The sequence below is a fragment of the Microvirga yunnanensis genome (genome assembly GCF_025460875.1).
In genome coordinates, this window is the sequence record NZ_JAMXFI010000098.1 from 1 (window position 1) to 24,158 (window position 24,158).

General features: G+C 60.6%; 22 protein-coding genes. 17 read left to right on the top strand and 5 right to left on the bottom strand.

Annotated elements, in window-relative coordinates; genetic code table 11:
- Window positions 1-159: 159 nt before the first annotated feature.
- Window positions 160-1,674: a response regulator gene (locus NF876_RS32090; protein WP_262272205.1), complete on the bottom strand. Its 1,515-nt coding sequence runs from the start codon at window positions 1,672-1,674 to the stop codon at window positions 160-162.
- 134 nt (window positions 1,675-1,808) lie between these two features.
- On the opposite strand from NF876_RS32090, the gene NF876_RS32095 reads away from it, so the two are divergent.
- The 11 genes from NF876_RS32095 to NF876_RS32145 all read left to right on the top strand — a co-directional run bounded on the left by NF876_RS32095 (window position 1,809) and on the right by NF876_RS32145 (window position 13,390).
- Entirely contained in the window at window positions 1,809-4,064 is a 2,256-nt protein-coding gene (locus NF876_RS32095) for a glycoside hydrolase family 3 N-terminal domain-containing protein (RefSeq protein ID WP_262272206.1), read from the top strand.
- Window positions 4,065-4,196: 132 nt separating this feature from the next.
- The gene (locus NF876_RS32100; protein ID WP_373371470.1) at window positions 4,197-4,937 is read left to right on the top strand and encodes a YoaK family protein; all 741 of its coding nucleotides are present in this window, start codon (window positions 4,197-4,199) and stop codon (window positions 4,935-4,937) included.
- 145 nt (window positions 4,938-5,082) lie between these two features.
- The gene (locus tag NF876_RS32105; protein ID WP_262272208.1) at window positions 5,083-6,189 is read left to right on the top strand and encodes an AI-2E family transporter; all 1,107 of its coding nucleotides are present in this window, start codon (window positions 5,083-5,085) and stop codon (window positions 6,187-6,189) included.
- Window positions 6,190-6,222: 33 nt separating this feature from the next.
- Window positions 6,223-7,062, top strand: a complete 840-nt coding sequence (locus NF876_RS32110) for a DUF1206 domain-containing protein (RefSeq protein WP_262272209.1) — start codon at window positions 6,223-6,225, stop codon at window positions 7,060-7,062.
- Between the two features lie 475 nt (window positions 7,063-7,537).
- Complete coding sequence (locus tag NF876_RS43880; protein ID WP_444939753.1) at window positions 7,538-8,353, top strand: DUF7146 domain-containing protein; 816 nt, start codon at window positions 7,538-7,540, stop codon at window positions 8,351-8,353.
- Window positions 8,346-9,467 (top strand): AAA family ATPase, encoded by a 1,122-nt coding sequence (locus tag NF876_RS32120; protein ID WP_262272211.1) that lies wholly within the window; start codon window positions 8,346-8,348, stop codon window positions 9,465-9,467. The genes NF876_RS43880 and NF876_RS32120 overlap by 8 nt, the downstream gene beginning before the upstream one ends.
- 102 nt (window positions 9,468-9,569) lie before the next feature.
- Window positions 9,570-9,917 (top strand): helix-turn-helix domain-containing protein, encoded by a 348-nt coding sequence (locus NF876_RS32125; RefSeq protein ID WP_262272212.1) that lies wholly within the window; start codon window positions 9,570-9,572, stop codon window positions 9,915-9,917.
- Between the two features lie 102 nt (window positions 9,918-10,019).
- A complete protein-coding gene (locus NF876_RS32130) occupies window positions 10,020-10,643 on the top strand; it encodes a hypothetical protein (RefSeq protein WP_262272213.1) in 624 nt (207 codons plus the stop codon).
- Window positions 10,644-10,805: 162 nt separating this feature from the next.
- Window positions 10,806-11,492, top strand: coding sequence for a hypothetical protein (locus NF876_RS32135; protein ID WP_262272214.1), 687 nt, complete (start codon window positions 10,806-10,808; stop codon window positions 11,490-11,492).
- A gap of 58 nt (window positions 11,493-11,550) precedes the next feature.
- On the top strand, window positions 11,551-12,189 hold the full coding sequence (locus NF876_RS32140) for a hypothetical protein (RefSeq protein WP_262272215.1): 639 nt from the start codon (window positions 11,551-11,553) through the stop codon (window positions 12,187-12,189).
- A gap of 259 nt (window positions 12,190-12,448) precedes the next feature.
- On the top strand, window positions 12,449-13,390 hold the full coding sequence (locus NF876_RS32145; RefSeq protein ID WP_262272216.1) for a calcium-binding protein: 942 nt from the start codon (window positions 12,449-12,451) through the stop codon (window positions 13,388-13,390).
- A gap of 267 nt (window positions 13,391-13,657) precedes the next feature.
- Here the strand turns inward: NF876_RS32145 and NF876_RS32150 are convergent, their stop codons facing one another.
- Complete coding sequence (locus NF876_RS32150) at window positions 13,658-14,191, bottom strand: ankyrin repeat domain-containing protein (protein ID WP_262272217.1); 534 nt, start codon at window positions 14,189-14,191, stop codon at window positions 13,658-13,660.
- A 502-nt stretch (window positions 14,192-14,693) separates the two neighbouring features.
- Here NF876_RS32150 and NF876_RS32155 point away from each other — a divergent pair.
- Window positions 14,694-14,906, top strand: coding sequence for a hypothetical protein (locus tag NF876_RS32155; protein ID WP_262272218.1), 213 nt, complete (start codon window positions 14,694-14,696; stop codon window positions 14,904-14,906).
- 289 nt (window positions 14,907-15,195) lie between these two features.
- Window positions 15,196-16,728 carry a pilus assembly protein TadG-related protein gene (locus NF876_RS32160; RefSeq protein WP_262272219.1) on the top strand — a complete coding sequence of 511 codons (1,533 nt, stop codon included), beginning with the start codon at window positions 15,196-15,198 and terminating at the stop codon, window positions 16,726-16,728.
- 724 nt (window positions 16,729-17,452) lie between these two features.
- Here the strand turns inward: NF876_RS32160 and NF876_RS32165 are convergent.
- Entirely contained in the window at window positions 17,453-17,785 is a 333-nt protein-coding gene (locus NF876_RS32165; RefSeq protein WP_262272220.1) for a hypothetical protein, read from the bottom strand.
- A 182-nt stretch (window positions 17,786-17,967) separates the two neighbouring features.
- On the opposite strand from NF876_RS32165, the gene NF876_RS32170 reads away from it, so the two are divergent.
- Window positions 17,968-18,345: a hypothetical protein gene (locus tag NF876_RS32170; RefSeq protein ID WP_262272221.1), complete on the top strand. Its 378-nt coding sequence runs from the start codon at window positions 17,968-17,970 to the stop codon at window positions 18,343-18,345.
- Between the two features lie 1,301 nt (window positions 18,346-19,646).
- Complete coding sequence (locus NF876_RS32175) at window positions 19,647-19,907, top strand: hypothetical protein (protein ID WP_262272222.1); 261 nt, start codon at window positions 19,647-19,649, stop codon at window positions 19,905-19,907.
- A gap of 662 nt (window positions 19,908-20,569) precedes the next feature.
- Here the strand turns inward: NF876_RS32175 and NF876_RS32180 are convergent.
- Together NF876_RS32180 and NF876_RS32185 are read right to left on the bottom strand one after the other, a co-directional pair.
- Window positions 20,570-21,694, bottom strand: coding sequence for a type I restriction enzyme HsdR N-terminal domain-containing protein (locus NF876_RS32180; protein WP_262272223.1), 1,125 nt, complete (start codon window positions 21,692-21,694; stop codon window positions 20,570-20,572).
- A gap of 152 nt (window positions 21,695-21,846) precedes the next feature.
- Window positions 21,847-22,533, bottom strand: a complete 687-nt coding sequence (locus NF876_RS32185; RefSeq protein WP_262272224.1) for a LuxR C-terminal-related transcriptional regulator — start codon at window positions 22,531-22,533, stop codon at window positions 21,847-21,849.
- Window positions 22,534-22,699: 166 nt separating this feature from the next.
- Here NF876_RS32185 and NF876_RS43640 point away from each other — a divergent pair, with 166 nt between their 5' ends.
- Together NF876_RS43640 and NF876_RS32190 are read left to right on the top strand one after the other, a co-directional pair.
- Entirely contained in the window at window positions 22,700-22,849 is a 150-nt protein-coding gene (locus NF876_RS43640) for a helix-turn-helix domain-containing protein (protein ID WP_373696752.1), read from the top strand.
- A 236-nt stretch (window positions 22,850-23,085) separates the two neighbouring features.
- On the top strand, window positions 23,086-24,156 hold the full coding sequence (locus NF876_RS32190) for a tyrosine-type recombinase/integrase (protein ID WP_262272225.1): 1,071 nt from the start codon (window positions 23,086-23,088) through the stop codon (window positions 24,154-24,156).
- Window positions 24,157-24,158: the final 2 nt, after the last annotated feature.

A 24,158-nucleotide genomic window follows, 5' to 3' on the forward strand; every position in this document is an offset into this window, starting at 1 on the left:
GAGGGTCTCCAGGCGCTCCCGATCAGCGGCGGGAACCTCAATGCGTTCGATCTTGCCCATCCTGGCAGCATCGCACGTCAGACCAGATTTCGGAATCGCCCGTCAGTGACAGAACACTAGCGCATCGGACGGACCCGGAGGGCCGCACCATGCGCTTGTTCAGCGCGCGCGCCGCGACGTGCGCGGGAACAGGGAAATCACCTTGTTGTCGCTGCGCGCATTGAGGTGCCGCTGGATCGCCACATGCAGGTCGCGGCTGACGACGGGCTTCTGCAGCAGCGGGAACTCGCTGTCCTCGCCCGCGATACCGGGGCTGCCGGTGATCAGCAGCACGGGCAGGTCCGGAAAGACCTGCCGCACTTCCCGCGCCAGCCCGACTCCGTTCATCGTCCCGTGCATGGCCACATCGGCGAGCACGAGCGCGGGCCTGCGCGTGTTCAGGGCCTTCACGGCCTGGGCCGCGTCGGTCGCGATGCTGGTGACGTAGCCGAATTCCTCTAGGGTCGATTGCAGCGCCAGCGCGACTTCGAGTTCGTCGTCCACCACCAGAACTTCCGTGTGGCCCTGCACGCTCTCATCCGGCACGTCCTCCTCGCGCGTTGCCCCGACGGGGAGCAGGGTCGCGTCGGACCGCGGAATGTAGAGGATGATGGAGGTCCCGGGACCATCCCGGCGGACTTCCGAGATTCCGCCGAGCTCCTGCAGGAAGTGGAGGCTCTGACGCAGGGACAGCCAGGATGAGAGATCGAGATCCCGCAGGGCGAAGGCCTGTTCCGCATCCGCCTCCGGGGCATGGCGTCCCTCATCGGGGCCGGCGCTGTGGATGGTGAGCTGCACGAAGTCGCCCTCGCGGGTCAGATCGTGCAGCGCGCCTCTGTCGACCTGCACGTTCCGGGCCTCGATCGTGATGACGCCCCCTTGAGGCAGAGCATCCCGAACATGGCCGCTCAGGGACACGATGGCCGTCTGGATGTCGTCGGGATCCGCCTCGATGGTCCAGAGGTCCTCCGCCAGGGACACGTGCAGTTCGACCGTATCGCGCAGCAGGGAACGGCTCATCAGATCGGCGACCGCGCTCACCTGTTCGGCAATGTTCACATATTGCCGCTTCCCCTCGCCCGGCTTGGCGAAGGCCGTCGATTGGGCGATGAGCTTGGCGGCCTGATCCGAGGCCACCAGGGCCGAGAGCAGCTTGCGCTGGAGGATCGGCTGGTCCTTCAGCTGGCGGGCTGCCGAATCGATGTTCGCACTGATCACCATGAGCCGGTTGTTGAGGTCGTGCGCGATCCCGTCCCTCAGCCGATCGACGGCTTGCGCCTTCTGCATGCGGCGCAGGGCATCGTCCTCGTCGGAGGCCGGCGGCTCCTCGAAGACCGTGAATTCGGCAAAGGCGAGGGCTGGGTCCTCGGGCGGCTCGAAGGCCGCCGCCGTGACGTCCTCGAACACGGAGAACTCGTCGGACTCGTCATCCTGCCTGTCCCGCAGAGCCTGACTGATCTGCCGGCCGATCACCAGGGGAGATCCGGCGGCGAGCAGCAGAAACAATCCCGCCGACGCGGCAACGAGAGCCGAGTTCCGGAGATAGGCGGCCGCCGCCAAGGCTCCTCCTGACATGATCAGGGCGCCGGACAGGCTCAGCAGGGACAGCTTCAACGAGACGGGCAGCAGATGCATGAGGCTTTCTAAAATAAAATTTGACCTGACGCCCCCCAGACGCCACTTGCAAAACCAATCTTGTGCGGCACGACAGGGCGGCAAGCGAGGGAGACCTCGCGATAAAGTGGTATTGTTCCATAAAGGAGATAATTGTGCGGCTTTCTGATGTCCCTGGCTTGGCGCAACTGGCGCTGGCATTGGCCCTGACGGCTTCGTCTCTTGCCACGGCAGCCGCTCAGGAAACCGGAGACCAGGCCATCGAGCGCCGCGTGAACGAGCTTCTCGGGCAGATGACCCTGGAGGAGAAGATCGGGCAGCTGAACCTCGTTTCCCACGGCCCGCCGCTGCGCTGGGAGGACATTTCCGAAGGGAAGGCCGGGGCTCTCCTGAACTTCAACAGCGCCCGGGACGTCGCCCGGGCCCAGGCCCTGGCCCGCCAGAGCCGTCTCAAGATCCCGCCTCTCTTCGGTCTCGACGTCCTGCACGGCTTCCGAACCCAGTTTCCCCTGCCCCTGGGCGAGGCTGCGGCCTTCAGCCCGCGCATCTCGCGCCTCGCGTCCGAATGGGCCGCCAGGGAGGCCGCCTATGTGGGCGTGAACTGGACCTTCGCGCCCATGGCCGACCTGTCGCGCGACAGCCGCTGGGGCAGGATCGTCGAAGGCTTCGGCGAGGATCCCACCCTGGGCGCCGCCCTGACGGCGGCCCGCGTGGAAGGCTTCCGCAAGGGCGGCCTCGCCGCGGCCGCCAAGCACTTCGCCGGCTACGGGGCGCCTCAGGGCGGGCGCGACTACGACACGACCTACATCCCCCGGGCCGAGATGTACGACACCTACCTGCCGCCGTTCCGGGCCGCCGTGGACGCCGGCACGGCGAGCTTCATGGTGGCCTTCAACGCCCTGAACGGCGAGCCTTCGACGGCCAATCCCTGGCTGCTGACGGATGTGCTGCGCACCCAATGGGGCTTCGACGGATTCGTCACCTCGGATTGGGTCGGCATCGGCGAGCTCATCAACCACGGCGTCGCGGCCGACGGGGCCGAGGCCGCCCGCAAGGCGATCCTCGCCGGGGTCGACATGGACATGATGGGCCAGCTCTACATCAAGCACCTGCCCGACGAGGTGCGCGCCGGCCGCGTGCCGGAGAGCGTGGTGGACGAATCCGTGCGGCGCGTGCTGCGCACGAAATTCCGCATGGGCCTGTTCGACCGCCCGGACATCGATCCGACCCGCGTGGATTCGGCCTTTCCGACGCCGGAATCGCGCCAGATGGCCCGGGAGGTCGCGCGCGAAACCTTCGTGCTGCTGCAGAACCGGGACAACGTGCTGCCGGTGCCGCCGACCGTGCGCTCCGTCGCGGTCGTCGGGCCCCTCGCCGATGCGCCGCACGACCAGCTCGGGCCTCATGCCGCCCGCGGCCACAAGGAGGACAGCGTCTCGATCCTCGAGGGGATCCGCCGCCGCGCCCAGGGTACGGGGATCACGGTGCGCCATGCGCCGGCCTGCGACCTGTTCTGCCGCAGCACGGACGGGCTGCCGGACGCGCTCGAGGCGGCCCGGCAGTCGGACTTGGTGATCGCCGTCTTCGGCGAACCGCAGGAACTGTCCGGCGAGGCCGCCTCCCGGGCCCATCTGGAGCTCAACGGCCGGCAGATCGAGGTGCTGGAGGAACTCGCCAAGACCGGCAAGCCCGTCGCCCTGGTGATCTTGGGCGGGCGCCCTCAGGTGCTGGGCCCGGTGGCCGAGCGCATCCCGTCGATCCTGATGGTCTGGTATCCGGGCACGGAGGCCGGCCCCGCCGTGGCCGACGTGCTGTTCGGCGACGTGAGCCCGAGCGGCAAGCTGCCGGTCACCTGGCCGCGCGCCACGGGACAGCTGCCCTTCTACTACAACCGGCTCCCCAGCAGCCGTCCGACCCTGCCCGACAACCGCTTCACCCTGAACTACATCGACGAGGCGATCACGCCGCTCTATCCCTTCGGCTGGGGCCTGAGCTACACCCAGTTCGCCTATTCCGACGCGAAGCTGGCGAGCCGGCGGCTCGACGAGGGCCAAAGCCTGGAAGTGTCCGTCAGCGTGACGAACACAGGCGCGCGCGACGGCCAGGAGGTCGTGCAGCTCTATACCCGCGACCCGGTGGCGAGCCGCAGCCGGCCCCTGCGCGAGCTGAAGGCCTTCGAGAAGATCGCCCTGAAAGCCGGCGAGACGAAGCAGGTGACGCTGCGCGTGCCCGTCGAGTCCCTCGGCTTCCACCTCGACGACGGCACCTATCTGGTCGAGGCGGGGGCCATCCAGATCTTCGTCGGCGGCTCGTCGCTGGCCGAGCCCGCGGGCGAGGCGGAGATCCTCAAGACCTTTCGCATCCCGCCCATGGAGCGTCGCGCCTCGGCTTCGACGAGCGTGGCGCAATAAGCAGGAGAATGGCCGGAGACCGGTCTCCGGCCATCATTTGGATCATTGAATTCGCCACAGGACCGGCGGTAGGCTCAGCGGATGAAAGTCCGATCGACACATCCGGAGCATCGCGACTTCACGATCCGATCGGTGAGGACCATCGCGGCGTCCGAACGGACCGGCGGGGCCGATACGCTCCTGGGCATGGCCCTCACCTTCGTGGCGGGCGCGGTCAACGCCGGAGGCCTTCTGGCGGTCGGCCAATACACCTCGCACATGTCGGGCATCGTCTCCGCGATGGCCGACAATATCGCCCTGGGCTCGCTCGGCCTCGTGGGATTGGGCCTCGGAGCCTTCCTGCCCTTCGTCCTCGGGGCGGCCTGTTCGGCCATGCTGATCAACTGGGGCAGGCGCCAGCACCTGGGCAGCCGCTATGCGGTGCCGCTGATGCTGGAGGCTTTTCTTCTCCTGGCGTTCGGCCTCCTCGGCTGGCTCACCCATCCGTCGCCGGTCTTCGCGGCCGTCGCGGTGTCTCTCCTCTGCTTCATGATGGGCCTCCAGAACGCCACGGTGACGAAGATCTCGGGCGCCCGCATGCGCACCACCCATGTGACCGGCATCGTCACCGACATCGGCATCGAGCTCGGCAAGCTGTTCTACTGGAACCGCAATGCGCACAATCCGGACCGGGTCCTGGCCGACCGGGGCAAGCTGCGCCTGCTCGTCCTGCTGTTCGCATCCTTCTTCGCCGGCGGAATCATCGGGGCCATCGGGTTCAGCAGGATCGGGTTCCTGTTCGCGCTGCCCTTCGCCCTGCTCCTGCTGCTGCTCGCCGGACCACCCCTCGCCGAGGATGCGGCCGCCCTGACCCGACGCGTGGCGAAGCGCTGACCCGCCCTTGGCCGACGGGACGAGGCTCACATCTTTGAAGCGGCGCGTCGTTCGGGGGTGACCCCAAGGGCCGCGTCAGCGACCCGAAGGGCCACGTGAGCGAACACCGGATCCCCTTTTCCGCACGATGCGCTAGATTCCCTCTATGCAAGAGAGAGCCGCCGTCACCCTTCCGAAACCGCCTGACGCGCGCACGCGCCGGACGACCCGCTTCGTCGGCGCGGCGCTTCTCCTCGGGCTGACGCTCTGGATGATCCAGTCCTATCTCGTCACGCTCGGCTGGGCGGTGATCATCGCCATCAGCGTCTGGCCGCTCTACCGGCGGATCCGCGCCCGCCTCGAGGGCTCCCGCATCGCCGCACCGCTGCTCGTGACGATCGGGCTTGCGGCCCTTCTCCTGGTTCCGGTCGCCCTTGTGCTCACCGAGATCGGCCGCGAAGGGCAGTTCGCCGTGCAGTGGGTCACGGACGTTCAGCAGAACGGCCTTCCCGTGCCCGATTGGGTGAACCGCCTGCCCGTGATCGGCGGGCACCTGGCACCCTGGTGGCAGGCGCATCTGAGCCAGCCGCACGCCGCCGAGCAGCTCCTGACCGGCATCGACAGCCAGACCCTGACCGACTGGTCGAAGAGCCTCGGCGGCGCGCTGGCCTCGCATGTGCTCCATGCCTTCCTGACGTTTCTCACCCTGTTCATTTTGCTGCGCAACGGTGACGAGGCCGCCCGTCACGTCCTCAACGCCATCGATCGCTGGTTCGGGCGGCCGGGCGAGAGCCTGGCCGAGACCATGGCGACGGCCGTACGGGGCACGGTGAACGGAACGATCCTGGTGGCCGTGGGCGAAGGGATCCTGATCGGCATCGGCTTCCTGGTGGCCGGCGTGCCGAATGCCATCCTGTTCGCCCTCCTCACCGCGGCTTTCGCGATGCTGCCGCTGGGCGCGTGGTTCGCCTTCGGGGCTGCGGCCATCGCGTTGGTGCTCTCGGGCGGATCGATGCTTGCGGCCGCTGGCGTCGTCGGCTGGGGCGCGCTCATCATGCTGGTCGGGGACAATGTCGTTCAGCCGGCCCTGATCGGCGGAGCGGTCGAACTGCCCTTCCTCTGGACTCTGCTCGGCATCCTCGGCGGCCTGGAAACCTTCGGGCTGATCGGCCTTTTCCTCGGCCCGGTCCTGATGGCCGCGCTTCTGACGATCTGGCGCCAGCAGAGCAGGCCCGTCTCCGAGCGGCCGCAAGGAACATCCATGAAGGCTTGACGGTTCATCTGTACCAGACCGGAGCCGCCCGCCATGCCCACGATCAGTCGCAATCCCGTCGAGACCCTGGCCCGTCTCGGGTATGGCGCGCGCGGCGTGGTCTATGGCCTCGTCGGAGGCTTGGCCCTTCTGGCGGCCATCGGATCCGGCGGCCAGACGGGGGGCAGCCGCAGCGCGCTGCAATCCCTGCTCTCGCAGCCTTTCGGCAAGCTCTGGCTGACCTTGATCGCCCTCGGCCTGTTCGGCTTCTGCGCGTGGCGCGTCCTGGAGGCCCTGACCGACGCGGACCACCGGGGCTCCGACCTGAAGGGCTGGGGCGTGAGGGGCGCGCATCTGATCAGCGGCGTCATCTATGCCGGCCTGGCGATCTCGGCCCTGAAACTCGCCCTCGGCCGCGGCTCGGGCGGTGGCGAGGATCAGGCCGCTCAGGACTGGACGGCCTGGCTCATGAGCCAGCCCTTCGGCCAATGGCTCGTCGGACTCGTCGGCCTGGCCATCGCCGGAACGGGCCTGGCCTTCATGGCGAAGGCCTGGCGCGGCGACGTCACGGAGCGCCTGGCGCTGCCGGCCGACAAGCGGGACTGGTTCATCCTCCTCGGCCGCATGGGCTTTGCCGCCCGCGGCGTGGTCTTCCTCATGATCGGGGGCTTCCTCGTCCTCGCCGCCCTTCACGCCTCGTCCTCGGACGTCCATGGGCTCGGGGGCGCGCTCCAGGCCCTGCAGCAGCAGCCCTATGGCTGGGTGCTCCTGGCGCTCACGGCGCTGGGCCTCTTCGCCTTCGGCCTCTTCGGCCTCGTCCAGGCCCGCTACCGCCACATCGACGCGCCCGACCTCGACGACGCCAAAGCCGTGGTCGCGCGGGTGGGACGGTGAGCCGTCGCGAGGCGGGGAAAACTGGCGATCCCGGGAAGACTCGAACTTCCGACCTTCGGTTTAGGAAGCCCCGGTTAAGAAGCCAAAATCAAAAGCTTAGATTCGCGGAAGCTGTCAACCTGGCGACGGAAAAACAAAGACTTAGCGCGTCTTTGTCAAACCCTGTCGATGATCAAAGCGGGCTTGCCCAAAAAGAAACCGCCGCACCGGCTGGAACCCGGAACGGCGGCGAAATCGAGACAGGTAAACCCTCTACTCAGATACTATATCGCGCCCCGGGCGGCTGGATCAACCCTGACGTCGGCTCGAACTGGATCAAGCTCTCGGCTGCCGCCGCCATAGCTCTTGGCCTCTAAGTTGGAGGTGCGCGATGAGCGATTTGCGAGCTGCGGCCCGAGCCCTCAATGGCCGAGTTGTATCGGGATGGGTGCGCTTCGCGCCTCCTGGTCACTCACGGTTGGACGACTCTGGAGCAATGAGGTTCGACCCGACCTCTGACGATGGCATCCGTGTCAAAACCTTCTCACTGAACGATGATCCAGTCCTCGTTCGGGAATATGTGCGGGAGCGCTTGGGGATTGTAGCGTCCGGGCGACGTCCCTCCGCTGCGCCAGCCTTGCCGTGTCTATCCTCTGTCCCGGCGCTAAGCCCGGATGATGCCGAGCGCACGGCGAACGCTCTGTCGATCTGGCGGGAGGCCCGAAATCCTCCCGGTACACCTGTGCAGGTCTATCTCCGTCATCGTGGCCTCGACCTGCCCGATGAAGCGGCTAGCGAGGCAATCCGCTACCACTCTGACTGTCCCTTCGCAGGCCAGCGGACACCTGCCATGGTCTGCCTTGTGCGGGATGTGGTGACGAACGAGCCCAAGGCTATCCACCGCACGGCTCTCACCCACGACGGCCACAAGACCAGGATCAACGGCAAGGATCGTCTGGCACTTGGTCCGGTAGGTGGCGGTGCCATCAAGCTCACGCCTGACGAGGCCGTGACCACCTGCCTGGGTATCGGCGAGGGCATCGAAAGTGCTCTGAGCCTGCGCAATATGGCGGAGTTCGGCCCCTCGCCGGTCTGGTCGCTCATCTCGGCCGGTGGCGTCGAGAATTTCCCGATCCTGTCCGGCATCGAGAGCCTCTGGCTTGCGGTCGACCATGACGAGACCGGCATCCGGGCGGCACGAGCTACCGCACAGCGCTGGCGCACCTCTGGCGCCGAAGCCTTCCTGATCACCCCATCCGCGCCCCGTGCGGATCTGAACGACCTCTTCTTTGCGGGGCTGCGCCATGCTTAATGCCAAGCCGAACCTGTACACAATCGAACATCTGCAGCCATTGAATGGCCCGTCTCCTATCACTCTCGATAAGAACGGTAAGAATGGGAGTAAGAAACCAACGGTCCGGTCGGCCCACGAACTGCGCCGGAGAGAGTTTGCTCCCATCGGCTACGTTGTTCCCGGCTATATCGCTGAAGGCTGCACCCTGCTGGCGGGCAGGCCCAAGCTCGGCAAGAGCTGGCTTGTCCTGGAGATGGGGCTTGCCGTGGCCATGGGCGAGGCTTGCCTGGGCAGCATCCTCTGTGAGCAGGGCGACGTCCTCTACTTGGCTCTGGAAGACAATGAGCGCCGCCTGCAGAAGCGCATCGACAAGGTGCTTGGCCCTCTGCACGAGTGGCCCCAAGGCTTTCAGTACGCAACTGAATGGCCGCGGGCCAATGAGGGCGGTCTTGATGCCATTCGGGAGTGGATCCTCTCAGTTCCAAACCCGCGCCTGATCATCGTGGACGTGTTGGCCATGTTCCGCCCCGCAAGCGGCGGAAAGGACAACATGTACGAGACTGACTACCACGCCATCAAAGGTCTGCAGGGGCTCGCCTCAGAGTTCAATGTAGCCATTGTCGTAGTCCATCACACCAGGAAGGGCGGCAGCGATGTTGATCCTTTCGAGAAGGTCAGCGGAACGCTCGGCCTCTCCGGTGCTGCGGATACGACTATCGTGCTCGACCGGGACGGCAACGGGGCAACCCTGTACGGGCGAGGCCGCGACATCGAGGAGATTGAGAGCGCAGTTGAATTCAACAAGGGCGACTGCCGCTGGGTGGTGATGGGCAAAGCCGAGGAGGTTCGCCGCACAGACGAGCGATCAGTGATCCTCGAAACGCTCCGAGACGCCGATGAGCCTATGGGGCCACGAGAGATCTCCCTTGCTACCGGAGCTTCGCGAAACAACGTCGATCAGCTTCTCTATAAGATGGCGAAGACTGGCGAGGTGATGAAGGCCAAGCGCGGTCAGTACGTTCATCCGGATAGGGCTGATCTTATCGATGGCTACACCTCTACCCCTGGTAAGAACGATAAGAAGATAAGAAACCATCAGGAAGACGAGGCAGAGGGTGAGACTGATGCCTAACGTTTCTTACTTTCTTATCGATCTTATCGCCTCCTGTGCCGCAGAAGGATCAGAAGTCGAACAGGGGTCGAACATCCTGGCAGCGAATGGGAGGGGCGTGAGATGAATGCACGTCCTGACATTCCGATGACCAGACCCGAGCTGGCCGAGCCAAACGGTCCGACACGGGAAGCCCTGGTGGCAGCCCTTGCAGCCCTTCGCACAGCGACCCGGGCAATCGAGGCGGCTCTCGCATCAGATCCATCGCGGCCTGATAACGTGCACACGCTCGGGATCAATCCGGACCTTCTGAAGCTCAAGGCCACTGCTCGTGAGTTCGGGCTCACCGAGGCGACCTTGCGAAGGTGGGCCATTGCTCACAACCTGGGGCAGATGGTGGGTGGACGCTGGTTCATCTCTCGCTCCCGACTGCAGGCGTATATTGCGGGAGTAAACGTGCTGCACGTGTAAGCTTTGCAAAGCATAATGCAAGTTATGCAACGTGAAGCTTAGCTTAAGCTGTCGTATCCTGTGAGAGATGGATCAGATTTTCTCTGACAGGATACACACAAAATGCTTGCCAACATTCTCGGCCTCTTAAAGAAATCCGGCGCCGGTTCTGCCGATCTGCGCCAAGCCCTTACTGAAACCCCCACGGCAGAAGCCAAGGCCGCTGTAGAGCGCCTGGAGGCCGAGCGCCGCCGCCTGCTCCTCGACGGCAGCGAGAAAGACCTCAAGGCTGTTGAGGAAACCCTCGCCAGCGCCCGCCGTGACCTTGATCGGGCCAATGCTGCGACCGAGGAGCTGCAGCGCCGCATTGCCGAGGCCGAGGCCAAGGAGAAGACAGACGCATTCAATGCCGAACGCAAGGCCGTTGAGGACGAAGCCCAGGCCACCGCTGATGCAATCCGGAAGGAATATCCGGCGCTCGCTCACAAGCTGGTTGCCATGCTGAAACGTCTGCAGGCCGCCGATACCGCTGTCAGGGAGTTCAACCACCGCTGTTATGCAAGCAACCGGGACCTTCGTATCTCGATGGTTCAAGAGCGGGTGTTCAACGGCTACCACCCGGACGGCCTGAATGGCTCGCTCCTGACCCAGGTTAGCCTTCCCGACATTGACCCGGAGTTCGCTCCTGCCTGGAACGATCCGCAGGCCCCCTTTCGCGGACGGCCCATGACCTTCAAGGCCGCCTAAATGATGGCCGCCTCCCTCTCACCGCGTGGTGCTCTGCCTGTGTGGCATCACGCGGACGTGGCTCCCCGCCGGGCTATAGCTCATCCTGGCCCGGCGGGTGAGCGCCGCGTGTTCCCTCGCCAGTGTCATTGCGACACTGAGCGGGGCGTCTCGCGTTCACAGATGACAGCACAGCCCGCCAACGTCTCAGGGCTGGACTTCACCCGATTCCCTCACGGTAAGCGCGAAATCGCCTATCATGAGGCGGGCCATATCGTTGCTGGCCTCGGCATCGGCTGCCGGGTTCGTGAAGCCCGGATCGTAGGGGATTGGATCACCCGATGGTCACATGCCCCTGACTTGCCGCTGCATCAGCGTTGCGGCCTGTTCCTCGGCGGGTGGGTAGCTGAGTGCATCCTGCTCAACGACAACACCCCGGATGACCGGCACTGGTACGCTGCCTTTGACCGGGCACGGGCTGGCAAGGGCGGATGGTGCGATGAATGCAAGGTGGCCGCCGCCATCCTGTCCAAGCATCCCGAGATGGATACGCCGTTCCTTCTGATCCAGGCCAGGCGCTATGCCTTCATGACCCGCATGTTTCTTGGCAGGCATTGGGCCAGCGTGGAGCGTGTGGCTCATGCTCTCCTGTCGGTTGGCACCCTCGACCATGATGACTGCATTGGATTGGTCGATGAAGACGTGTTGCCCAAGGAGTCCGTGGGAAGCCCACAGACGGGCGCGGACATCGAGAGGCACTCACCACCCATCATCACGACGCCCGCCAGGAGTCACGGCACGGGCAGGGCGGGGCATCAGGGGCAGGGTACCCCCCTGGGTCTAGGTTCCTCCGGGAAGGTCCGTCTTTGAGGGCGTACGAGGCGCTCGGGTCGTCTAGTTGCGCAACAATTTTACAAGGTCAACATTCATGAGCAGCATCAGCTTATCCGAGCTGGCCAGACGCATCGGGCGCGATAAGGCGCTTGTCTCGCGTTGGGCGCAGCAAGGCAAAATTCCAAGGCTGGGTAACGGAAACTTTGACGAAGAGGCCGTGCGCCGCTCACTCAAGGGCAAGCTCGATCCTGCCCGTGCAAGGCCCTTGGCTCCGGTCAACACTGATACCAGCGTCAACGCTTCGGGCCCGACAATCCCGTTGACCCATGAGGATGACCTACAGCCCAAGTCGGAACAGTACCGGGAGCGGAAGGACATCGGAGATGCGTTCATGCGAGGCCTATATTTCGGTCTGCATCGTATGGCCTTCGATGTGCCGGTGTACGCGACGGAGGCGGCAATCTCCTCCGGTGCTCCTGCACGGGTGGCCTATGCGATCAAAGCCCTCATGGCAGAGGCTATCTGCGGCCTGATCCATGACGTGAGCCATGAGATGGGGGTCTCCCTAGAAGATGGGCACGGGCCATACTTCATCCCAACTCATCTCTCACCTCCTGCCTTCTACGACATCAGCCCAGAGCGTCTTGCGGGTCTCGCTCGTGAGCCGGTGAACCTGTCCGCATGGCAGGCATGGGAGCAACAGGCTCAGGTGCGGCTCTCCAATGCTCGTTGAGGTTTATCACCAGACCATCGAATGTGCCTACGACTAGCATGAGATTGTTCGCTGTCCCGAATGGGCGATGAGAAAGGGCGGGGCTGTCCACGGATGCACTGGAAGCCCCGTAGCAGCAAGCATGCGCACCGAGCCTATCTCTTTGGAGATAGTCCCGTGGAGAAAATGGCTGAATATACAGATTTTCAGAGGAATTTACGGCGAGATGCCAAGTCGGATAGCTCTAAAGCTTAACATTTTATAAGCTGGGGAGCTTTAAATGGCGGTACTCGGGGACGGAAACAACGAATACACGATCACGAATCCACTCGGTGAGCAGGTCAATGCTGGTAAAGGCGATGATACTGTCACAGGTGGGCTCGGGGACGATCACCTAAACGGTCAACAAGGGGATGACACCCTCTACGGCGAGGGTGGAAACGATGAACTGAATGGCGGACCCGGTGACGACATTTTGGATGGCGGCGACGGAGACGACATCCTCATTGGCGCAGAGGGCGTCGACGTCATTACCGGTGGCGCAGGTGACGACATCATGGACGGCGCGGAAGGGCCGAACCAGTTCGTCTTCAACTTTGAAATGGGGGCCGGTAGCCAGACGTTCCATTTCGATACGACTGGGATCGACACACAGAGCGAGCTATCGACCCACTACACCGCGTTCTTGCAGCAGATTGCCAGCCAGTTTGGCTTTGATGCCGACCAAGACGGATCAGTTGAGGTTGGCCTTGGTCAGAATGGCGGCACGCCTTTTCTTGAGGGCATCGCCAGTTCTGATGTGACCTTCGGCGCTCAGGAAACTCTCGCCATCAAGACCGGAAAGACAACACAAGAGCGGACGATCTATACTGAGATCACTGTTGATACCGGCCCGGCGCTTACCAGCAGTGATGGCAATGATGTCATCCGAGGCTTCAACATTGACGGGAATGTCGACAAGCAGGACACCCTCGTCTTTAACATCACTGGCACAGGTGGCTCGTCAGTCTCGCTGACTGAGGCTGATTTCAATTCACTGTTCACTCTTTCCCTCGTGAACAATGATCAGGAACTTACCGCCAACGACCTCAAGCTGTCGCTCGGCAATGCGTGGTCGGTGACGCTTGAGGACCTCGGTGACAGCTTCGTTAGCGAGGCGGGAACTATCAACCTGCAGGCCGCAAAGGCTGCCATCTACGCTCATATCGATTTCATCGCTTAGTAGGTAGCCTTAGAAGAGCCCCAGCGGTTGCGCCGGGGCTTTTCCCGTTTCCGAAAGCAGAGCGGCGGAGCTTTAAGTCACAGTTTCCCCCCGTGCTTGAGCTATTAGAATTGGATCGGGCTAGTCAGGATAGGGCTCACGCTTTTGTGGTCGTCAGATCTTCTTCGATTTAGAAATTGAAATGTATCGGTGAGAACCGAGGCACTTGGCCCTCTGTCGCTAGACGAACTGCCCGCCCCGCTATTGCATCTAACTTACGATGCTGCCTCAAGAACGGCCCGGAGTGTTCAGAAGCTTGCGCAGAGCCTCAGCTCCCCTAGCATGGCCGAACCTCTTAGCCTCTTCGAGCGGGGTGCCATAGTTGTCGATCCGGGTGCGCACCTCTGGGTCGGCTCCGTATTTCAACAGGATTTCGATTGAGCCAGGATCGTCCTGACAAGCCGCAAAATGCAGGGGTGTGTAGTCATTCACGCCGCGCCGGTTCACGTCCGCTCCGTATTCCAGAAGCAGCTTTAGCCTCTCGTGCCGATCCTCGTGATTGGAGGACATAGCGGCAAATAGCGACGGAAACCCATCGACCGCTTGGTAATTGGGATCAGCGCCCAACTCCAAAAGAGCCTTCACGAGATGAAGCGGCGACCAATAAAGGGCATAGTCGAGGCAATAGTCCTGAAGCCCGGTCCCCTCATCCGGCAGAAACGCATTTGGGAAGTCAGGCGGATTGCCTGACGCGGCGCGCAAGGCCTCAAGATCCCCGTCCACAAAGGCTTGATGAAGTGTTTGCCAGCTTCGAGCGCTCATAGAGCCAATCTGAATCGGTGAGAGGCTAACCGCAAGTTAGCCGCTTGTGAGATCCTTAGGGAAGGCGGGGCTGTCCACGTATGTACTGGCAGCTCCGCCCTCTTTCTTTCTTGTGGCCCCTCGGCGTATTGTCATCAACTGTCGCTTCGGAGTCTGGTGATGGCCCGCGTTAACGTTTCGGCCGCAATGGCAGTGATCGGCTTCCTCCTTGCACCCCCTGCTCTTGCTGACGATACGGCAGATGCTCTTGCTCTCTTCAAGGAGTACGTGGCTCGGTCGGATTGCTTCGACGCAACGCTGGCCGACTTATTGATCCGGCTTGGGTGCAGTTGAAACACCGGCGGGCGTAGATAGGATGAAATAGCCCAGCAAGCCCTCGGCACAGTTCAAGATCACTCAAGCCGTCTCAATATATGCTGATGATGCAGTTATCCAGGCAAAGCGCCTTGGCCCTGACGGGCGGGCGCAGAACCGCTCGTTCACAGGTCCCCAATGGAAAGCCTTGATCCGCCAGGCCCTGCCGCAGGCCCAGCAGCGCGGAGACCGGAACAGCTTTCAGGATGTTTCGGCCAAGCCCGGCAACACCGGGATTATGATTACTGCCCGCCGCTATTCGCACCTGAAGAACTATACGAGCCCATGGGCGATTCTTGTCACCAAGCAGCAGGCAGGTGACTGGAAGATTAGTGCCGAGATTGTTGAAACTCGACCCTAGTTAGGCTGATTAAGAGCCCTGGCTCGTTCATAGCAGGCGCCACAGAGCAACTGCACATCTGCAAAGGCCTCGGAGGATGGAGAGCGGAACTGTCCACGGACGTACCGGCGCCCTGCCGTTTCTGTTTCTCCGGCTTGACCTGCCGCATGTGCTCATCTGAAGCCGGATGAGGCGGTTTCAAATCGGCATGTGATGGCGACCCTAACCCTTTGGAGATAACTGAGCCTTTATTGCAAAACCCCGTGCCCTGTGAAAGAAATAGGGTTCAATTCTCAAGGGGGGGGCGGGGATGTTCTCAGTCTTTCGGCGGTTCCGACGCAGCGAGCGTGGGGCCATCATTGTTTGGTTCGCGCTCACGCTGCCGGTCGTCGTCGGCCTCTTTGCTCTGTCGCTCGATCTGGGGCGGTTTATGAACCTGGAGACCGAGCTGAAGGGCATTGCGGATGCCGCCGCCCTAGCCGCCGCCAAGGAGCTGGATGGCCAAGACGACTCCATTCACCGCGCAAACAAAGCCGCCGCCGCCGTGCTCAACTCGGCCCAATTTGCGGATGCAGTATCCGGTGACAGCAACATCCTGCGCCTCGTCTACACGGCAAATTATGCTGATCTCGCGAGCGGCGTGTCCCTTGACCCAGACAACGCAGCCGCGTCCCGAAGTGCGGGCTGGGTGCAGGCGATCACCAACACCGGCACTGTTACCGGGCTCTTTATCCAGGTGCTCGGCAACCAGACGATGCAGACCAGCGCCATGTCCACGGCGGGAATCGGGTATATCGCCTGTGATGTCACGCCGCTGCGGATCTGCTCGTCCAATCCCGCCGAATGGGATGACACCGACCGGATCGGGCGGCAGTTCAAGCTCAAGGGCAGATCTGGGGTAGCGGGCGACTTCTCTGTGGTCGATGCTCCCAATGATCCGAGTGGCAACACCACCGCTGCCTTTCTCGCGGCTCCCCATCCCAACTTCTGCTATACGAACGGCGTAACCGTCGACCCTGGCCAGTCCACAAGCGCGGTCTACGACGGGCTCAACGTTCGGTTCTCGATCTACCCGCAGGGCGGTTCCCCCAATGCGGCAGCGCTGGCCGCCTTCCCTCCGGCCCCAAACATCACCAAGAATAATCCTACTAACGCGTGCCTTACGAACACAGTAGAACACGGGGGGGTTGGCGCATTGCCCCGAGATACAGCGTTCACCGATGACTTTATGGGAAATAAGGGGTGGACGGCAAACAGACCCGCTTACATGTCGAAGAACCACCCGAATTTGGCAACACTAAACCCGACGGCCTATGCGAGAATCATGGCCGCGACCACAAGATACGACATTTATCTTGCCGAATTGGGATTGGCGCGAGATCCCCTAAAGGTCGCCGCAGGGAAGATAGATCCCATTGAGGACACGCCGATTACCTCGGCAACTCTTCGCTCCCTCACATCAATGCCTAGTGGAACGACGGAAAAGCCGTATCCGGTGGATCAGCAGTCCGATCCGGCGTACTGTCCTGCCCTAGTAACTCAGACTGGAAACGGCGCCAACGCCGTATACACTCCAAAGTTCACGTCAGGATATATCCCAAGCCGGCGCGTCTTTTATGCTGCCGTAGTGAATTGTAGCAGTAACACCGGCAATGCAACTCCGCCTCGGACATCAAACCGATATGTCAGGTTCTTCATGACTGAGCCAACAACTAAGCCGAGCGATCCAACCGACGCGAAAACCGTCTTTGGTGAGTTCCTCGGGGTGATTAAGCCAGGCGATGGATCGGGCAAGTTGAACGAGATTGTCCAGCTGTACCCGAACCCCCAAGGCACCCCCTGATGGAGATTCGGCGGCATCATATCCTCGCGTTCATCGCCCTTCATGTGCTGATGGCGGTCGCCTGGATGGTCCATGTCTGGCCGAGAGCGCCCGTAGGCTTCATCACTGCAGAAGGGGCAATGATCTGCCCCTCGCCTGATAGTCTGCAGATGGCAACGGCCCGACCATCTATGGCCGAGGGCTTGCGGTGCCAGGTCTATCCGGCAGGGGTTCGGATGCAACGCGGGGTGGACACCGGGCGGAACCCCCCCGGTGTCTGGTGGGTACACGAGGATGGAAATGTAGAACGACGCGGCTGGGGCTGGCGGCGGGATTTACGGATGCCGGATGGTTCGGCTGTTGTGGACGCCGCGGCGGCTTAATCACATGGGGCGCCGCGCGATTTCGCATAGCACCCAGTATGGAACCCGTTTTTGCGAATTCCGAAAGTGTTCGCGCCGCTTTATGGAACGATCCTGCGCCTATTCAGTATATCCAGCCGTGCCGGGCCCGCGTGCACCTGAACCTATACTGACTATTACTGGAGCCCGCATCCCGGTTGCACATCGCCCGGAATCCGCGCTGCCTCTCGGCCCATAAAGGACGACGCCCCAGCCAAGGGGAGTCGAGGACCCTCAGCCAGGGCGTCTTCCATGCTTGGAGGCCATGGACCGGTCAGCGTATGCGGAGCAGGACCGGTGCACCCATCCTGACCCGGCCAGGGTAAATAATCCGTTCCGCTCCGCTACGGGTTCCGATACCCGCGCAGCACCCGCCACCAAAGCCAGTTCAGGGCTGAGCAAACGCCATAGAGCAGAGCCGCTGTCAGGAGGGCAGCCGGCCAGAAGTAGATCGCGTGGGCGGTGTAATAGTCCAATCCGCTCGGAATCAGCACAAAGCCGGACCGGCCCAGAGCCCAGGTGAGAGCTACCCCCAATGCAGCCACAGGGTAGGTTGCCAGCACCAGCCCGAGAGCGCCCCACTCATTGGGCGCTGTGCGGATGAAGTCGATCCATGCATACAGGGCGAAGGCCATGTACAGCGCGGGCGGAACATACGTCCATCGCATGCGCGTCATTCCGGTTCACCTCCTGATTGAAGCACGGGCTCATTTGATCTGGCGTGCATCTTGAAGCCACTTCTGAGCTTCCTCTAGGCCGCTGAACTCATGCTCTGGTTCAGTGAAAGGCGCGGGCATTTCTTCTCGGGGAAGGTCTACCGAGAATTTATAAATGCTACGCTCTGGGCAGAGCAAGTGCTATGAATGACGGGCAGAACTACAACCGCGATCAGGAGTTCGGCGTGCATAAGAACGTCATCCCGCAGGACGCGACAATAGCCGATGTACTTCGCCTCCTCGGTGACCCTGAAGAGTATGTTCGTCAGGTTTTATCCACGTTCTACACGATGAAGAAGCAAGGCGAGGTGGTAGTGAGGATCGGAACCACGGGCACAGGACTACGCCCGAGCTACCGCATCGATATGGCGAGCACTGGGGAGCCAATCTCTGCATTCGATGGCCAGACCCACCGTGCATTTACGGATGTAAAGAGCATCGATACAGAGAACTGGAGCAGTTGCAGCATGAATTTCGTTGAGGTTCGTGATCTACTTGGACAGATACGCTCACGCCTGTGACAGATCCTTCGTTATGCAGAATGGTTCGCCTTAGAGAAGAAGTATGCGCGATTTTTGGTCTATACAGTTCATTTCAAAGGCACCTGGAATTTACTGTCTTCTCGGCTTCAGCCATCGTGGCCTTTGGCCAGCTTATGTTGGTATCGGCACCAATATACAGACGCGTGTATCGCAGCACCTCGAATATAGAAACTCTAGTGTCTCGACTGGCGCATCAGCCGTCTCTCTTGATCCGTCCCTGATAGGCGGATGTCGCTGGTGGACTGATCCATCATTCCAAGATCCAGTTCGGCTTCTGGCTGCGGAGTTGATTGCTTTTGAGCATCTTCAACCGGCCTTAAGGAGCCGAGGTGGCATAAACCGAGCTGCTCTCGACCTACAGCGAGACCCTGCCTTTTGCGCATGGGTAAGTGACCTTTTGACTCAACAAACATCCATGGTGGAGTTCCCTGGGATCAGTCACTTAGGGAAACAAGTGCGGGCTTTGGAAAAGAAAATTGAAATCCTTGAGGCGAAACTCGCGGAGCTTGCTCAAAACCGATAATAGAAGAAGCGTTTAGGCGGGTCGCAGGAGCAGACACGTAACCGATTAGCAATAGTTTCCCGTCACTCTTTGCTTGGATCTTGCCCTTACCACGATCCACAACTGAAACCCCGCTCCCACCCGAGTGGGGTTTCTTTTTGCGCCCTTTAGCATGTTTACGAGCCATTAACTAAACAGGCGCAGCCTTCTCCTGTGCCTGTTGGCACGGTCGTTCTCCCTGATGGCCGCTCAGCGGCGTACCTAGAGCGCCAGAAGCAAGGGGCGCTCTTTCTTTGTGGCATCCATCCTAGCCCGAATGGCACAAAGACCACCTGAGACTCTCGTATGAAATTCTAAAGGCTATCCAAAACATCTCTGCCTCATATGGGCGCGATGTCTAACGGGTGTCGAATAGATGTCCGCTTAACGATTTGTTGACCATGTTGGCCCGACCATGGCAATGCTGATCCTCTGGGTGGATCGGCATTCTCCCACAAGGCAGACGGGGCGCCTCATCCGCGCCTCGTTTGTTTTGGGAGTGCGGTAACTGTCGCGTAGCCACGTTTGCCGATATACTGAACCTATTCCGAAGCGAGTGGCGTTTCCCTCGCACATGACGAGGGACGACGTTTATGGTTATCCTTGATCCAATTTCCGGCAACCAAGTCACGATTGATACGGCAGGCCGGCCGCGTCGCTAAACTCGCGCGGTATGAGCATCAGTCCTCCCCGTGATCCTCGCCGCGCCTACGACAAGGACGGCAATGAGATCCAGCCTATGGACCTCGCCAGCATGCGAAAGCATGGCGCTCACTCTGTTGAGGCGATCTGCCAAAGGCACGGCTGCGGACATGAGGCCATCGTCAACGTGGATGGCTGGCCGGATGATATGCCGGTGCCGGATGTGAGCCTGAAGCTCAGATACTTCAGGTGCGGCGGCAAAGATATCAAGACCATTCCCGATTGGTCACATAGAAGACTGCTGATGGGCTGCGGTGATGCCGCCGGGAGAAGCGGGAGTCGAACTCCCTTGAAATGAGCCAACCGTGCGCTGGCCATCATCACTATAGAGCCATGCCTCGGCGCTTGCGCGGGACGGGAATTCGGTTGGGCATATCTTCGGCGTAAGCTTCCCGCTAATGGGAACGACAATCCGCCACTGACGCTTGATCTGTAAAGCATAGGCCGGTGGGTGATCTCGCCTCTTCATAGGGCCCTCCGGTTTAAGCCGCATAGACCAGAGTGCGCGTGTTCGCGTTTCCGGAGAGTTAACCTGCAACTGTCCACCTTACCTGCGACACACGAGCAGGTCAGCGTTAACTGCTTGCTAACCATCCTGCCGCAGCTTGCGCACCCCACCCGAGGCAGATCGGCAGATGCACTTTGAGCAATCCGCCGGTCTGGCCAAACGACACTGCATATAAATCTCAGCGGGGTTCCAGTTCATGGAAATCAAGTGGATGTTAACCCACGAAGATGCTCAGCCTAAGCCGGACTTTACAGCTTTCGACGGTGACAAAGCTATCGGACGGGTCTGTCAGATAGAGGACGGGCCCATCCGGGGATTATGGCTTTGGACAATGACGGCTGCCCGGTCGGTAGCGTCCTCTGATCACCTGACCTGCGGCAGAGCAGCAGAGGGAGGCAAGGCCGGGCGCTGTTTGATTGAGGCCTATCAAGCGCAACTTACATAGTAATCATCTATGCAATAGCTACTTGGATCCTCTTCTCCTCTTGAACACGGCGCAAAAAGGTCGTGAGGAGCGGCCCATCAATGTCGGAGAGTTGGTCCGTAGCGACCTCACCGTCCTCCCCGAACAAGAACTTGTACTTGGGGCTTTGGCCCTCGACAAAGTCGAACAAGCGCCCCTTCCGTTCCTTGCGGTAGAAGACGACAAACTTCCCCTGGTAATCTTTGAACTCGATATGATCGATCTCGGAATAAAGAGTCTCATCCTTCACCAAGAACGCCAAGCGCTGCTTAACGTGCCTAAAGACAGCCAGCTCAGTAGCAGTTGTGGTAATTCGATCCTCGACTTTTGGAACTTGGATTGGTTCCGAGGAGGCAGGCTCGGGTAGCGGCGTGATCTTCTCCTCGTGTGCTGCCGAAAGATCTAACCGCTTCAGTATGCGGAGATTGATGAACTCCCGGAATGCACCTTTAACAAGGTCCTGGTACTCTGGCAGGGCCTTTGAACGGACATTGGTCAAGCCAGCATTCTGTAGGAGTAGCCGTGTGAATGCCTCTGAAGGTGCTTCGGCTAAGGCGGTGAGCTGCTGTAAGACATTCTGGAAAATGAGCTTGCGCTTAGCCTCAGCTCCGATGTTTTCCGGGTCGAAGAGGTTCTTCTGCAGGCTCCGAAGGCCGTCTAGCGCCGACTCCTCGATTTTGCCTTTGGCAACTTCACGAAGGTCGACGGCCAGGAAAGCCGTTTGATCCATCATGTTCGGCTCATCGGAGTCTGCATAGAACTCGTAGACAAGTCCGTCTGTCAGTACGCCCATTTTCACAGTTGGCGCGGCGTTGAAGTATGAGCGAAGCTGTCCGCGCTCGTCCTTTAACTCGAAACCGCAGCACTTGCACTCAATGGCGATGATAGGCCGGTCCTCCTTGAGGACAGCGAAGTCGACCCGGTTCTTGTACTTCTCGGAGAAGTCGGCGCTATGCTCTGGGCAAACCTCATGCGGGTTGCGGTCGTCGTAACCAAGCACATTGAGGAATGGCAGGATTAGGAAGAGCTTTGTGCTCTCCTCATTCAGACAACGCGGCGCAAGGCTTACTGCGCGTTCAGAAAAAGTAATCAGCTTCTGCCGGAAATCGTCCATCGTGGTGCCTCCCAAACCCTAGAGACATGATACCTATGTCTCCGCTAGCGGCAACGGCAAAGCTTCGGTTCTGAAGGGCTAAGTTAGGAACTCAGCAGTCGTAGCCTATGGCTCCTGCAGAACGTTGCAGTGGCCGCCCTATTCTGAGGTCGCTACTCTTGTTCATGGTCATTCAAAGCTGGTTCAGAGTGCTGTCTCTTTGCGTTAACAGCCAAGTCCAGGTTCGTTAGCGTAATCTTGTTTAGGATGGCCTCCACGTGAACTTTGAGATTTGCTTCAGTAATCCCAAGTTCCCGGGCAATTTGCTTATTAGTTACTCCCGTCATGAGGCGGCCCAGAATCTGACTTTCTAGGCTAGACAACTTATCCATGAAAGATTTTCGGGCTACAGAATCCAATATAGAAGATATTCCGGCAGAACCCGTCGACGGAACAGTACCCCTCCAGGCACTCTTCTTCCTCTCAAAGTATTGCTCGTAGATAGCTTTCTTTCTTGCATACCCCTCTTCATCATCTAGATCGAAGAAAAGGCCAAAGATGTATTCACGAATTGCCTCGCGGGTAGCCTTATCGTTGCGCCATGACCTTCCACTCCTGGCCATCTGATGGTTGATGATCAGGGCTATCTCCTTCAGCAGTTCAATAGCGTCGTCAGACCCGAAATAGCGACTGAGGAGATCCTCTTCGTGGAAGGACTGCTCAAGCCTATGCTCGATTTCTTGCGTGATGGAGCGTCCAGCAGCAGATGCCGCACGCTCTAACCTATCACGCATCGCTTCGGTCGTTCTGAAACTGACAGGGGGCCTCCGCCCCTCTCTCTCAGCTGCTTTTTGGGCCATTGGTGTCATTTCCCGAATTTGTATTTAAATACACATACAGTGTCTTGACGTATGTGCAAGTGCCGTGGCATATCTTCCTGTAGTTAAATACGACTACAAGGAGCCGTTCATCATGGAGCCTGATCTGAAGGAAGCACTCAGGGGCCTTACAGTGAGCGTAGACCAGATGGGGCAAGCCCTCGGCCTCGGGCGGGCGGCTGCGTACAAAGCCGTTCGTTCGGGGCAAATCCCGAGCATCAGGATTGGTGGAGCCATTCGGGTTCCAACGGCTCCTCTGCGCCGAATGCTCGGCCTCGATCAAGCAGAGGCTGCCTGACCGATGGCTACAACCACGCTTAACCTTCGTGTTCAGCCCTATCGTCTCCTTACAAAGACAGAGGCTGCGCATTACTGCCGCCGCTCAATCAGGAAATTTGAGGATCAATGCCCTGTAAGCCCGGTCCTCATGGCTGACGGGGATCGCCTTTGGGACGTGCGAGACCTCGATGGCTGGATTGACAACCTCAAGGCTGGGAAAGCCGATGATGCCGAGGCTATTATCGCGAGGCTCGCATGACGGTCGTCCGCATCAAGGGCTTCCAGATCTTTAAGGATCGCCACGGGACATGGCGGTGCTACCACCGCAAGAGCCGCACTCCAGTTGATCTGAGCAAGGCCCCACTGGGCTCCGCCGAGTTCTTCGCTGAGTGCTCCCGCATCACCGCCCTCTCGACTGCAGTGGCACCGAAGCCCGGCACACTCGGTATGCTCATCAACGACTACCGTGCCCATGCTGCCTTCATGGATTTGGAGCCGCGGACGCGCTCCGACTATCAGCGGGTATTCGACTACCTGCAGGTGATTGCGGATACCCCTCTCGTCCGCTTCGACAAGCCCCTTATCGTGAGGATCCGCGACAAGGCAGCTGCCAGTAAGGGCAGGAAATTCGCCAATGACGTGAAGGCTCGCTTTTCAGGGCTCTTCGGGTGGGGCGCAGAACGAGGCTACCTCGCCTCGAATGTCGCCTCCGGCATCAAGGATATCCGCCGCAAGAAGGGAATGCCTGACGCAAATCGACCTTGGAGCGATGACGAGCGGCACGCCGTTCTTGAGGCCATGCCGGACCATATGAAACCGGCGATAGCCCTCATGATGTTCACCGGGCTCGGACCAAAGGATGCGCTGACCCTCCCCGGGAGCTTTTACAAGGATGGGGAGATTGCCACCAAGCGCTCGAAGACCGGCTCTCCCGTCTTTTGGCCTATACCGGATGAGCTTGGAGAGATCCTCGACAGAGCGCCAAAGCACAATGCGACTACGCTCTGCGCCAACTCAAACGGCCTGCCGTGGACAGAGAGCGGCTTTCGAGCGTCCTGGCGACCCATCCGGCTGAAGCTGGAACAAGAGAGCCGCATCGGACCCGGCCTTACACTTTATGGGCTTCGGAAGACTGTAGCCGTGATTCTTCGCGAGATTGGCTACGATGAACGGACCATTGCTGATGCCCTTGGGCAGAAGACGATCGAAATGGCCCGCCATTACGCCAAAGGCGCTGATTTGCGCCCAAAGATGCGCCAAGTCGTCACATCCTTCGACTCAGAACTGAGCAAAAGGCGCACAAAAACTGTCAACCCGCAGGGCTGAAA